This is a genomic window from Enterococcus sp. AMC1252 (genome assembly GCF_058216515.1).
In genome coordinates this window covers 2944459-2957375 of the sequence record NZ_CM177097.1, presented here as the reverse complement: position 1 = coordinate 2957375, position 12917 = coordinate 2944459, and the positions used below count along the sequence as shown (strand labels likewise).

Here is a 12917-nt window from a genome sequence, read left to right as displayed (position 1 = left end):
CATGGCTGAGTTAAAAAAAGTGGAAGATTTTCAATACGATGTTCCAGTAATGGATGAACCAGTCATTGGTCCAGAAAATGAACGTAAAGTTCAAAGAAATATAGACCTACCCCAATCCCCGAAAAGGAAGTTGAGAAATATCTCACTTTTAGAAAAGACTATCGGCTTTTTATTGTTAGTAGCGATTATTGGAATAGCGATTCTCACCATTCAAGTACGTACATCAATTACACAAATGACAAATCAAATTACTGAGACGCAATCAACGATCCAAGAAAAAGAAGAAGCTGCTTTGAAATTAGAACAGCAAAAAAATGAATTATCAAAAGCGGATCGCATCAGGGAAGTTGCAAAAAAAGAAGGTCTTTCTGATAACATTGAAAATATAAGGAAAGTGAAATAGATGAGCATAAAAAATAAAATAAAGAATTTTGTCAAAAAGAAGAACTTAAATCCAATGAACAATCGTAAAAAAGTAGGCATTATTTTATTTGCTACGAGTATTGGATTGTTCTTTTTATTTGCTTTTAGATTAACGTATATTGTTGCTGTGGGAAAAGTTGCCGGCGTATCTTTACCAGAAAAAACAGCTAATCTTTATCAAGGAAGCAGTATTGTCAAAGCTAAAAGAGGGGCGATTTTAGACCGTAATGGAGCCGTGATTGCTGAAGATGCGACTTCGTATTCTGTATATGCGATTTTATCAGAAACTTATTTGGGTGAAGATAACAAAAAATTGTATGCACAGAAAAAAGATTTCCAAACATTAGCTGAAATTTTAGACAGAAACACAGAGTTGACCAAAGATGAAGCTTTAAAGTATTTAAATAATGGTGTGAACGAAGATGGTACGGTGAAATTCCAAGTCGAGTTTGGTTCTAAAGGGAAAAATATCACCTTGGAAAAAAGACAAAAAATTGAAGATGATTTAAAGAGAAATAAAGTTTCAGGACTTTATTTTGAAGGTCATCCAGCAAGGATTTATCCAAATGGTGTTTTTGCCTCACATTTTATTGGCTATACAGATTCTGTTGATAAAGAAGATGATTCAAAAGGTTTAGTGGGTAAAATGGGCTTAGAAGAATCGTATAACGATGTTTTAAAAGGGCAAGATGGTAAGATCGATTATGAAAAAGATGTTTACGGCAACCCACTACCAGGAACTATTGCTAGTGAAAAGAAAGCTGTTGATGGTAAAGATATCTACACAACTTTAGATAGCCGTATCCAAAGTCAGTTAGAAACGTTATTGGATCCAGTTATGGAAGAGTATAAACCAGAAAACATGACAGCAATGTTGATGAAAGCAAAAACTGGTGAAATAATTGCCATGTCACAACGACCTTCATTTAATCCTGAAACAAAAGAAGGAATAAAAGAATGGCGTAATCTTTTAGTAGAAGATCGATTTGAACCAGGTTCGACTATGAAATTATTTACTTCTGCTGCAGCGATGCAGGAAGGGAAATTTAATCCAAATGCAACATTCCCTTATCCAGCTGGTGGCTACACATTAGATGATCGAAAAGTAAACGATCATGATTATGGTGCAGTGGGACCACTAACATTCCGACAAGCCATTTCTTGGTCCAGTAATGTTGGGATGCTTACGTTAGAACAATTGATGGATCCAACGGGTCAAGTTTGGAAAAGTTATTTAGAGAAGTTTGGTTTTGGAAAATCGACAGATTCAGGTTTAGCAGGTGAATCTGCTGGAGAACTACCTGGAGATAACTGGGTCGATATCGCAATGTCTTCATTTGGTCAGGCGATTTCTGTAACAAACTTTCAAATGATGCAGGCATATACTGCTATCGCAAATGATGGCTCTATGCTGAAACCGCAATATATTAGTAAAGTTGTTGACAAAGAAACTGGTGAAGAAAAAGTTACTAAGACAGAAAAAGTAGGACAACCAATCATAACACCGCAAGCAGCAAGCGATATTCGGACATATATGATCGATACAGTGGAAGACCCGAATTATGGTATTGCTCATGATGTATATACTGTTTCTGGTTATCATATAGCGGCTAAGACAGGAACAGCTCAAATTACTGGTGAAAATGGATACATGGTTGGCTTAACAGACTACACTTATTCAGTAGTAGAGATGTTACCAGCTGATAATCCAGAATATATTTTATATCTTACAATGAAAAAACCTCAAACTTATACAAGAGATGCTCTTGCGAAAATTGCTAACCCGTTGATGAAACTTGTAATGGAGTCAATGGATAGTGATTCAAATGCAGCAGTAGAACCAGCTAAATAAGTAGAGAAGTAAAGAATACGAGTTGAATAATTAGGAGAGATATCATGGAGTGGACACAAATTTTTATTCCCATAGTATGTAGTTTTGCTATAACGGTGGCGGTGATGCCGATGTTTATCGGGTACTTCCAAATGAAAAAACAAGGACAAACAACGCGTGAAGATGGCCCAACTTGGCATAATGTAAAAACAGGTACCCCAACTATGGGTGGCTTGGTTTTTCTAGTTGCAAGTTTTATCACCTCATTATTAGTGGGATTATGGAAGCAAGAACTTACTCCTTCTTTACTAATTATTTTATTCATCTTAGTTCTTTATGGATTATTAGGATTTTTAGATGACTTTATCAAAGTATTTAAAAAAAGAAATATGGGGTTAAATTCTCGTCAAAAATTGATTGGTCAAATTATTGGCGGTTTGGTTTTTTATTTTGTTTATCGTTCCGAAGGGTTACCTGACACATTAGACTTATTTGGTGTTGTTACGTTGCCTTTAGGTATTTTTTATGGTGTATTCGTTATTTTTTGGTTAGTCGGATTTTCTAATGCAGTAAATTTGACTGACGGAATCGATGGATTAGTTGCAGGTTTAGGAACAATATCATTTGGTACTTATGCAATCATTGCGTGGAAACAGCAACAATTTGATGTAGTTATTATATGTTTAAGTGTGATTGGCGGACTACTTGGCTTCTTTCCTTACAATAAAAAACCAGCTAAAATCTTTATGGGAGATGTTGGTTCACTCGCTTTAGGCGGGCTGTTAGCAGCTATTTCTATTATATTGCGTCAAGAGTGGACATTATTATTGATTGGGCTTGTTTATGTATGTGAAACAGCTAGTGTTATTTTACAAGTTGCTTCATTTAAATTATTCGGTAAACGAATTTTTAAAATGTCACCGATTCATCATCATTTTGAGATGTGTGGCTGGTCTGAATGGAAGATCGATATTGTTTTTTGGTTGACTGGAGCAATTTGTTCAGCAATTACATTGTGGATTATCTTTTAAAAAAGAAATTAGATGTCTAATTTCTATAAGACTAAACACTTCTTTCAGCTTTTCTAAAGTGTCTAGCATCAAGAAGCAGTCTGTAGGAAAATAGTGAATCTTTAACAGGAACAAGGAACGTTCCAATTTCCGATTCCTAATTTTCTACAAGCCTAATCGCTTCTTCTAGCTTTTCTAAAGATAAGGAGAATTTATAATGAAAAAAATTACAGATTATGAAAACAAAAAAGTCCTTGTTCTTGGACTTGCTAAAAGTGGTGTTAGTGCTGCGAAATTGCTACATGAGCTAGGTGCATTAGTGACAGTCAATGACTTTAAACAATTTGATCAAAACCCGGAAGCCCAAGATTTATTAACCTTGGGTATTCGTGTTGTTACAGGTGGACATCCCATTGAACTTTTAGATGAAGATTTTTCTTTGATCGTAAAAAATCCGGGAATCCCCTATACGAATCCATTGTTAGAGAAAGCACTAAGTATGAAATTACCTATTCTTACGGAAGTGGAATTAGCCTATCAAATTGCTGAGTGTCCAATTATTGGTATTACGGGGACAAATGGTAAAACTACTACAACGACTATGATTGGGTTACTATTAAATGCAGATCGTAAAAGTGGGGCTGCACGTTTAGCTGGGAATATCGGTTACCCGGCCAGCGAGGTTGCGGAAGAGGCTAGCGCAACTGATGATATTGTTATGGAGTTATCAAGTTTCCAATTGATGGGAATCACAACATTCAGACCAAAAATTGCTGTGATCACTAACATTTACGAAGCACATATTGATTACCATGGATCAAGAAAAGAATACGTAAAAGCTAAATGGGCAATACAAGAAAACATGCGAGAAAATGATTTTCTTATTCTAAATTGGAACCAACAAGAATTGCAGGAACTAAGCAAAACAACCAATGCTACAATTATTCCATTTTCAACGAAAGAAAAGGTTGCGGGTGCTTATGTTGCAGATGGGAAAATCTACTACAAAGATGAATATATCATGTTGGCAACGGAACTAGGCGTGCCGGGCAATCACAATATTGAAAATGCATTAGCTGCAATTTCAGTTGCTAAATTAAAGGGTATTTCAACAGATACAATTAGAAAAACATTGCTAGTTTTTACTGGAGTTCCTCATCGTACGCAATATGTAGGGGAAGTAGCAGGCAGAAGATTTTACAATGATTCAAAGGCAACGAATATTCTGGCAACGGAGATGGCTCTAGGTGGTTTCGATCATGCTTCCCTTATTTTACTAGCGGGTGGTTTAGATCGTGGAAATAGTTTTGATGAGTTAGTTTCTTCACTAAAAGGAATCAAAGCAGTCGTTCTTTTTGGGGAAACAAAAGATAAACTGCACAAAGCAGCCGTTGAAGCGGGAGTCAAAACCATTCAATTGACAGAAAATGTCCAGACTGCTGTAAGGGATGCCTATGCTTTTTCCGAAAAAAATGATACTATTCTATTATCGCCTGCATGCGCAAGTTGGGACCAATATCCTAATTTTGAATTGCGTGGAGAGGCATTTATCCAAGCGATGCACCAGCTAAAAGACATAGAAAAGTGAGATAATTATGAAAATATTAATAACTGGCGGCGGAACAGGTGGGCATATTTATCCAGCCCTAGCCTTTGTTAACTATGTAAAACAAGTAGATCCTAGTACAGAATTCATGTATGTAGGAACACAAATCGGTCTGGAGAGTCAAATTGTTCCAAGATACAATATTCCATTTAAGACGATTAAAATCCAAGGATTTCGTCGGTCGCTTAGCCCACAGAATATTAAAACAGTTTATCTTTTCCTGAATAGTATTGGAAAAGCTAAAAAAATTATTAAAGAATTTCAACCAGATGTTGTCATTGGAACAGGTGGCTATGTATCCGGGTCAGTTGTCTATGCTGCCAAGCAGTTGAAGATACCAACCATTGTCCATGAGCAAAATAGTATTCCTGGGATGACGAATAAGTTTTTAAGCAAATATGCGACAAAAGTAGCGATTTGTTTTCCAGATGTTGCTGATTATTTCCCAGAAGATAAAGTAGTCTTGACAGGAAATCCACGAGCTCAAGAAGTTGTAATGATTGAAAAATCGGATATTTTAAAAGAATATGGATTAGATCCTAAAAAGAAAACAGTCGTAATTTTCGGCGGAAGTCGTGGTGCGCTGAAAATAAATCAAGCTTTCATTGAGGCATTACCTCTTTTTGAACAGAGGGACTATCAGGTTCTTTATGCATCAGGAGCGCGCTATTATGAAGAATTACAAGAAACTTTAAATCTTTCCGAAAAGAAATTGACAAATGTAAGTATTCAGCCTTATATTGATAAAATGGCAGAGGTTCTAGCAGCTGTTGATCTAATGGTTGGTCGGGCTGGAGCAACCTCAATTGCGGAGTTTACTGCATTAGGCTTACCGGCGATTTTAATTCCAAGCCCTTATGTCACAAACGATCATCAAACAAAGAATGCTCAAAGTTTAGTTAAGTCCGGAGCAGTTGAAATGATTACTGACCAAGAGCTTACTGGTCTTAAGTTAGTAACTGAGATCGATGCGATTTTACTGGATGAAACTCGTCGTCAGTCAATGGCTGAAGCGTCTAAAAAAGAAGGTATTCCAGATGCTGGTGAACGACTTTACAAAGTGGTAAAAGAAATAACTTGATGGGGGGTGTAGAAGATTAGTAAGAAAAAGGATGATTCAGGGGGTCAAGAAGACCAAAAAGTGGATGTAGATGCACAAATAGATGAACAAAATTTGACCCCATGGCAAAAAGAAAATTTAGAATATTTAAAAACACAAGGTGATCAGCCTGTATGGAATCCTTCTGTATTACCTAACGAAAGCAAAGAGAAAGAAGCAACCTCTGATAAAGATGGAGAAGCTGAAACAGAAGAGCCGCTTTCTGAAGAAGTTGAAACAGAAGAAAAACAAAAGAAAACTTACGAATCTTTTGCAGACCGCTTACCAAAGATAAAAAAAGTACGAAATAAACGATTATATCGTCGATTGACTTTGATTGTCTCCGTTTTTTTTATTGCAATTTTGATTGTACTTTATTTTGTTTCACCACTTAGTAAGCTAGGAAATATCAGCGTAACAGGAAGTAAATCTGTTGATAGTGAAAAAATTATTGCACAATCTAAACTAGAAAAAGGGAAGAGTTTATGGGAGCAGTTTGGTGATAGAAAGATTTATGAAGAAAAAATTAAGCGCCAATTGCCACGTGTAAAAAAAGCAAACATTTCATTAAATGGTATCAATTCATTCAATATCAAGATAGAAGAATACAAGGTGGTTGCCTTAGAATCTGTAAATAATATTTTTCATCCTATCTTAGAAAATGGAAAAATTTTACCAGAAGAAATGAATGCGCCAGTGAGCGGCATGCCGGTGTTCAAAAATTTTAAAGATCAGTCGATCATTAAAAACTTAATGAATTCTTATAATAAACTTCCAAATGATTTAAAACAAAATATCTCAGAAATTCGTTATGCGCCATCTAAGGCAAATAAAGAATTGATTAATCTCCATATGAAAGATGCCAACGAAGTGATTGTCAATATTTCTCAATTAGAGGAGAAAATGGCGTATTATAGTAAGGTTGCAAGTCAAATGGAGAAGTCAGGAATCATCGATATGGAAGTCGGGATTTTCTCATATCCTTTTAATAATGAGGAGACTGAGGAAAGCGTGGAAGAATCTTCACAAGTATTAGAATAACGTTAAGAAAAATAAAAGAATAAAATAGTAGAATCTGCTTTCTAAAAAGCCTATGTTTATGGTAAAATTGAAAGAAGTGAGTATTCATAAAAAAATATATATTTAAACGGGTGTTTAATGCCCGCTTACATATTGGAATTAATAGGAGGAGGAACCCCATTCATGGCAAAGACAGGAATGTATGTAGGCCTTGATATCGGTACAACATCAGTAAAAGTTGTAGTAGCTGAGTTTATCGAAGGTCAAATGAATATCATCGGCGTAGGAAACGCAAAATCTGATGGATTAAATCGAGGGATCATTGTCGATATCGATAAAACAGTAAATGCGATTCAAAGAGCAGTAAGACAAGCAGAAGAAAAAGCGGGAATTCAAATTAAAAGTGTGAATGTGGGGTTACCAGCAAACTTACTTGAAGTTGAAAGTTGCCAAGGAATGATCGCTGTAAGTAGTGAGTCAAAAGAAATCACTGATGAAGATGTACGAAACGTAGCATCGGCAGCACTGGTTCGTTCAACTCCTCCTGAACGTCAAATCGTAGCAATCTTACCCCAAGAATTCACAGTAGATGGGTTCGAAGGAATAAAAGATCCTAGAGGAATGATTGGCGTTCGTTTAGAAATGTTTGGAGTAGTTTTCACTGGACCCAAAACAATTATTCACAATACCAGAAAATGTGTTGAAAAAGCTGGATTAACAGTAAATGAGTTAGTTATTATGCCATTGGCGCTAACTGAAACAGTTCTTTCAGATGGTGAAAAAGATTTTGGTACGATCGTTATCGATATGGGTGGCGGACAAACAACAACCTCAGTGATGCATGATAAACAATTGAAGTTTACTCATGTGAATCAAGAAGGTGGCGAGTTTGTCACTAAAGATGTTTCGATTGTATTAAATACATCCTTTAATAACGCTGAAGCGTTGAAAATCAACTATGGTGATGCTTATCCAGAAAGAACATCAGTCAGTGAAGAGTTTCCTGTTGATGTGATTGGTAAGTCTGAACCTGTGAAAGTTGATGAACGTTATCTATCAGAAGTAATCGAAGCTAGAGTAGAACAAATCTTTAAAAAATCTAAAGAAGTATTGGACGAAATTGATGCTTTAGAGCTTCCAGGTGGAGTGATCTTGACTGGCGGCGGAGCAAGCCTTCCAGGTGTTGTTGATTTAGCACAAGAAATCTTTGATGCAAGTGTAAAATTATACGTGCCTAATCATATGGGGCTACGTAACCCAGTATTTACAAATGTGATTAGCATCGTAGAATATTCTGCGCAGCTAAATGACATTTACCATATTGCTAAAGGTGCAATTCCAGGTGAAAAGATCAAATCATCACAGCCAATTGCAATTCAGCAAGAAGTACAATACGATAATTATGCGGAAACAGCACAAGATAATTACGACGATTCTGAAATACACGAATCTGGCGAAAAAGTTACTGGCAAGATCAAAGACTTCTTCTCGAACATTTTTGACTAACAATTAAAACAGGAGGAAACGATACTATGGAATTTTCTTTAGATAATAACATTAACAATGGCGCTGTCATCAAAGTTATCGGTGTAGGCGGTGGCGGTGGCAATGCTGTTAACCGCATGATCGATGAAAACGTCAAAGGCGTTGAATTCATTGCTGCAAATACAGATGTACAAGCTCTTAAAAACTCAAAAGCTGAGACAGTAATCCAACTTGGACCTAAATATACTCGTGGTTTAGGGGCGGGTTCTCAACCAGAAGTTGGCCAAAAAGCTGCAGAAGAAAGTGAACAAGTAATTTCAGACGCCTTACAAGGAGCAGATATGATCTTTATAACTGCTGGTATGGGGGGCGGAACAGGAACTGGTGCTGCTCCTGTAGTTGCAAAAATTGCCAAAGAGTTAGGCGCTTTAACCGTTGGAGTGGTTACAAGACCATTCAGCTTTGAAGGACCAAAACGAGGACGTTTTGCAGCAGAAGGCATTGCTCTTTTAAAAGAAAATGTCGACACATTATTGATTATTTCAAACAACCGTTTATTAGAGGTTGTTGATAAAAAGACACCGATGCTTGAAGCATTCCGTGAAGCAGACAATGTATTACGTCAAGGAGTACAAGGTATTTCAGATTTGATTACAGCTCCAGGATATGTTAACTTGGACTTCGCTGATGTGAAGACAGTTATGGAAAATCAAGGAACTGCATTAATGGGAATCGGTGTTGCTAGTGGGGAAGACCGTGTAATCGAAGCAACTAAAAAAGCTATTTCTTCTCCGTTATTAGAAACATCTATTGATGGCGCAGAACAAGTCTTATTAAATATCACTGGTGGCTTAGATATGACATTATTTGAAGCACAAGATGCTTCTGATATCGTAACAAGTGCTGCAACAGGTGATGTAAATATTATTTTAGGTACATCAATCAATGAAGATTTAGGCGATGAAATCCGTGTCACTGTTATTGCGACAGGAATCGATCCTTCTAAAAAAGATCGTAAACCTCAGCGTCAAAATAGACCTACTCAAATCCAAACTGTTCAACAAGCACCAGTATTGGATATGGAACAATCAAAACCATCACAACCGCAACCTCAAGAAGAAACAAGTGCTTTTGGTGACTGGGATATCCGTCGTGAGCAAAACGTACGACCTAAAGTCGAGGATACAACATTTGAGAATGTTGAGAAAAAAGACTTTGAAACATTTCATCGTGAAGAACCATCACAAAACAATGACGATGAGTTAAACACACCACCATTTTTCCGCAGAAAAAGATAGGAGCGATTTTTGATCATGCTAGTTGATAACTTAGAAAAAATAAATCAAGATATTCAGCTAGCGTGCCAAAAAGCAGAGCGATCAGACACTGATGTAACGATGATTGCCGTGACTAAATCAGTGGAAAAAGACACTGCCAAGAAGCTTGCTGAACTTGGTATTGAGAATATGGCTGAGAACCGAGTCGATAAATTACTTGATAAAAAAGTGGCACTGAAAAATTTTTCATCTATTAAGTGGCATTTGATTGGTAATTTACAGCGTAGAAAGGTAAAATCAATAATAAATGAGATAGATTATTTTCACGCTTTGGATAGTTTGAAATTAGCAGAGGAAATCCAGAAACGAGCAGAGAAGCAAATTTCCTGTTTTGTTGAAGTGAATATCACTGGTGAGGAAAGTAAACACGGGTTCAAATCAGATGAAGTAATTGATTTTATTCAGCAATTAGCGGATTTTGATAGAATAAAAGTTGTAGGATTAATGACTATGGCTCCGTTGGATGCTTCTGAGCAAGTACTTCATGAGGTGTTTTCTCAGTTAAAAAAACTACAAACAGCAATAAATAATCAGCATCTGTCATATGCACCATGTACAGAGCTTAGCATGGGAATGAGTAATGATTTCCCAATTGCTATTGAAGAAGGTGCAACTTTTGTACGAATCGGAACAGCAATTTTCAGAGGTGCGTAAAGGAGGGGAATCTATGTCAATTTTTAGTAAAAATGCGTTATCGAGCTTTTTTGGATTATCTGGTGAAGATGAATATGATAATTATGATGAATACGAAGAGCAAAAGGTAGTTAATCAACAGCCAAGACAGACGGTTCGACAAACACAAGCACAGGTACCACCAAGACCGACTGCAACTGAGCCTTTAACCGAAAAGCCATCTGCTCGTTATCGTTCAACAGAAACGCATCAAGATAAGAAAGAAAGCCGTCAGGAAACAGCATTTAATGAACAAAAGGTTGTCTCCATGCGTAGTTCTAATAACTCAAATTCTAAACGTTCGCAAGATACACATAATTCAAATAAACCAGGTAAAATTACTATAATAGAGCCACGTGTTTATTCTGAAGCAATGAATATTGCAAAACATATTATTGCAAGTGATGCTGTGTTGATTAATTTTCATTTAGTGGAAGAAAATCAAGCAAGAAGAATTGTGGACTTTCTTACAGGAACTGTTTATGCATTAGATGGAGACATTCAACGTGTAGGCGATGAAATTTTTCTTTGCACACCATCAAACATAGAAATCGATAGTGCTACTGCACAATCGTTAGCTAAGAAACAAATGTTTGATTTTTAGTTAGGAGGTAATGAGTATCGCTCTATTTATATTTCTATTATATACAGGTGTTCGAATCTATTCAGGCGTTTTAATCATATATGCTTTATTATCTTGGTTTCCAGGAGCATATGACTCTATGTTTGGTCGTTTGATTTCAAGGATTTCTGAACCTTATTTAAGCTTATTTGACCGATTAAACTTGAACATAGGCATGATTGGTTTTAATGTAATGATTGCAATCATTGTGTTGAACTTAGCTGCGAGTGGTTTGGGTCGGATTTTACAATCAATCTTGTAATTAATAAAAGAAAGGATGGTTTATCTATGAACGCAAATGTGTATCAACATTTTCGAAAAGATGAGCATCCTTTTATTGATTCTGTGGGTGATTGGCTAGAACAAGTTGAAAGTCAGTATGCTCCTTACTTATCAGATTTTTTAGATCCTAGACAGGCTTATATTTTAGAAACATTGATCCGCCAAAATAGTGAGCTTGAATTTCAGTTTTACGGTGGGTATGAACAAGCTGAACGAAAACGTTGCCTGATTTATCCGGATTACTATCTACCAAAAGAAGCGGATTTTGAAGTTGAATTACTTGAAATCGTTTATCCTGTAAAATTTTCTACATTATCACATGGCAAGGTGTTGGGTACCCTAGTCAACACAGGAATAAAGCGAGAATATTTTGGCGATATTATCTCTGACAGCGATAGGTGGCAAGTATTTGTCGCAAAAGAAATAGCTAATTTTGTTGAAACGCAAGTAGACAAAATTGGGAAAATATCAGTAAGATTAGAAAAAAGAAAATATACAGAGATGATTCGTCCAAAAGATGACTGGATGCATGAAAGGACAACAATAAGTTCTTTACGTCTGGATAATTTAATCTCTAGCGTATATAATATATCTAGACAGAGATCAAAACAATTGATTGAATCTGGAAAAGTCAAAGTGAATTGGACGGAAAATACAAGACCAGATTTTTTAGTAGATTTATTAGATATTGTATCTATTAGAGGTTTTGGCCGAATCCAAATTCAAGAGTTAGAGGGGAAGACGAAAAAGGACAAGTTTCGTTTGTTACTGGGAGTTCTACGAAAATAATCCAAAGAGGTGAAGGAATATGGCATTAACTCCATTAGATATTCAAAATAAGAACTTCTCTACAAAAATGAGAGGGTATAACCAAGACGATGTCGATGATTTCTTAGATCAAGTAACGAAAGATTATGAAGATTCTCTTCAAAAAACACGTGAACTTGAGAAATCATTAAAGCATGCGGAAGAAAAACTACAATATTTCAATGAATTGAAAGATGCGTTGAATCAATCTATTATTGTAGCTCAAGATACTGCAGATAAAGTAAAAACTAGTGCAAATAAAGAATCCGAAGTGATTGTTACATCTGCTGAAAATACAGCAAATGAAATGATTTCATCAGCTGAAAAACGCTCAAGTAATCTTGTTACATCTGCAGAAGAAAAAGCTAAAGAAATTCTAACAGATGCAACTGATCGCGCACGTCAATTAGCTGCTGAAACAGATGATTTGAAGAAGAAAACACGTGTCTTCCACCAACGTTTGAGCTTAATGTTAGAAGCACAATTAGAACAAGTGAAGAGCGAAGAATGGAATGAATTATTAAAACCATTCTCAAGTTACGTAAGTGATTCACATACAGTGATCAAAGAAGTATTAGCAGAAGAACTTGATAAAAGTGATGATGTCGCAGAAGAGCCAGTTGCGGCAGTAGAAGAACCAACTCTTGAGCAGGCGGCGATGGATCCAAAAGCAATGCTTGACTTATTAAACAAAGATCCTAAATAATTTCGTAAATAAATAGA

General features: G+C 36.1%; 13 protein-coding genes. All 13 read left to right on the top strand.

Annotated features, from left to right (window positions below):
- Position 1 precedes the first annotated feature (1 nt).
- Positions 2–403, top strand: coding sequence for a cell division protein FtsL (ftsL, locus tag AC4BB5_RS13970; protein ID WP_490456718.1), 402 nt, complete (start codon positions 2–4; stop codon positions 401–403).
- Positions 404–2275 (top strand): peptidoglycan D,D-transpeptidase FtsI family protein, encoded by a 1872-nt coding sequence (locus AC4BB5_RS13965; RefSeq protein ID WP_490456717.1) that lies wholly within the window; start codon positions 404–406, stop codon positions 2273–2275.
- Between the two features lie 44 nt (positions 2276–2319).
- Positions 2320–3285: a phospho-N-acetylmuramoyl-pentapeptide-transferase gene (mraY, locus tag AC4BB5_RS13960; RefSeq protein WP_490456716.1), complete on the top strand. Its 966-nt coding sequence runs from the start codon at positions 2320–2322 to the stop codon at positions 3283–3285.
- 196 nt (positions 3286–3481) lie between these two features.
- The gene (gene murD, locus AC4BB5_RS13955) at positions 3482–4852 is read left to right on the top strand and encodes a UDP-N-acetylmuramoyl-L-alanine--D-glutamate ligase (RefSeq protein WP_490456715.1); all 1371 of its coding nucleotides are present in this window, start codon (positions 3482–3484) and stop codon (positions 4850–4852) included.
- Between the two features lie 7 nt (positions 4853–4859).
- Positions 4860–5951 (top strand): undecaprenyldiphospho-muramoylpentapeptide beta-N-acetylglucosaminyltransferase, encoded by a 1092-nt coding sequence (murG, locus tag AC4BB5_RS13950; protein WP_490456714.1) that lies wholly within the window; start codon positions 4860–4862, stop codon positions 5949–5951.
- Between the two features lie 60 nt (positions 5952–6011).
- On the top strand, positions 6012–7010 hold the full coding sequence (locus AC4BB5_RS13945) for a cell division protein FtsQ/DivIB (protein ID WP_490456713.1): 999 nt from the start codon (positions 6012–6014) through the stop codon (positions 7008–7010).
- Positions 7011–7172: 162 nt separating this feature from the next.
- Positions 7173–8495, top strand: coding sequence for a cell division protein FtsA (ftsA, locus tag AC4BB5_RS13940; RefSeq protein WP_490456712.1), 1323 nt, complete (start codon positions 7173–7175; stop codon positions 8493–8495).
- 26 nt (positions 8496–8521) lie between these two features.
- Positions 8522–9772, top strand: coding sequence for a cell division protein FtsZ (ftsZ, locus tag AC4BB5_RS13935; protein ID WP_086314004.1), 1251 nt, complete (start codon positions 8522–8524; stop codon positions 9770–9772).
- Between the two features lie 15 nt (positions 9773–9787).
- Positions 9788–10465, top strand: a complete 678-nt coding sequence (locus AC4BB5_RS13930; protein WP_490459075.1) for a YggS family pyridoxal phosphate-dependent enzyme — start codon at positions 9788–9790, stop codon at positions 10463–10465.
- A 13-nt stretch (positions 10466–10478) separates the two neighbouring features.
- Positions 10479–11087, top strand: a complete 609-nt coding sequence (locus AC4BB5_RS13925) for a cell division protein SepF (protein ID WP_490456711.1) — start codon at positions 10479–10481, stop codon at positions 11085–11087.
- 10 nt (positions 11088–11097) lie between these two features.
- Positions 11098–11367 (top strand): YggT family protein, encoded by a 270-nt coding sequence (locus AC4BB5_RS13920; RefSeq protein ID WP_490456710.1) that lies wholly within the window; start codon positions 11098–11100, stop codon positions 11365–11367.
- 26 nt (positions 11368–11393) lie between these two features.
- Positions 11394–12176 carry a YlmH family RNA-binding protein gene (locus AC4BB5_RS13915; RefSeq protein ID WP_490456709.1) on the top strand — a complete coding sequence of 261 codons (783 nt, stop codon included), beginning with the start codon at positions 11394–11396 and terminating at the stop codon, positions 12174–12176.
- Between the two features lie 19 nt (positions 12177–12195).
- Positions 12196–12900 carry a DivIVA domain-containing protein gene (locus tag AC4BB5_RS13910; protein WP_490456708.1) on the top strand — a complete coding sequence of 235 codons (705 nt, stop codon included), beginning with the start codon at positions 12196–12198 and terminating at the stop codon, positions 12898–12900.
- Positions 12901–12917: the final 17 nt, after the last annotated feature.

Excerpts from the sequence above, each read along its gene's own strand:
- ftsL (WP_490456718.1), top strand. The coding sequence starts at position 2 with ATGGCTGAGTTAAAAAAAGTGGAAGATTTTCAATACGATGTTCCAGTA.
- AC4BB5_RS13965 (WP_490456717.1), top strand. The coding sequence starts at position 404 with ATGAGCATAAAAAATAAAATAAAGAATTTTGTCAAAAAGAAGAACTTA.
- mraY (WP_490456716.1), top strand. The coding sequence starts at position 2,320 with ATGGAGTGGACACAAATTTTTATTCCCATAGTATGTAGTTTTGCTATA.
- murD (WP_490456715.1), top strand. The coding sequence starts at position 3,482 with ATGAAAAAAATTACAGATTATGAAAACAAAAAAGTCCTTGTTCTTGGA.
- murG (WP_490456714.1), top strand. The coding sequence starts at position 4,860 with ATGAAAATATTAATAACTGGCGGCGGAACAGGTGGGCATATTTATCCA.
- ftsA (WP_490456712.1), top strand. The coding sequence starts at position 7,173 with ATGGCAAAGACAGGAATGTATGTAGGCCTTGATATCGGTACAACATCA.
- ftsZ (WP_086314004.1), top strand. The coding sequence starts at position 8,522 with ATGGAATTTTCTTTAGATAATAACATTAACAATGGCGCTGTCATCAAA.
- AC4BB5_RS13930 (WP_490459075.1), top strand. The coding sequence starts at position 9,788 with ATGCTAGTTGATAACTTAGAAAAAATAAATCAAGATATTCAGCTAGCG.
- AC4BB5_RS13925 (WP_490456711.1), top strand. The coding sequence starts at position 10,479 with ATGTCAATTTTTAGTAAAAATGCGTTATCGAGCTTTTTTGGATTATCT.
- AC4BB5_RS13920 (WP_490456710.1), top strand. The coding sequence starts at position 11,098 with ATGAGTATCGCTCTATTTATATTTCTATTATATACAGGTGTTCGAATC.
- AC4BB5_RS13915 (WP_490456709.1), top strand. The coding sequence starts at position 11,394 with ATGAACGCAAATGTGTATCAACATTTTCGAAAAGATGAGCATCCTTTT.
- AC4BB5_RS13910 (WP_490456708.1), top strand. The coding sequence starts at position 12,196 with ATGGCATTAACTCCATTAGATATTCAAAATAAGAACTTCTCTACAAAA.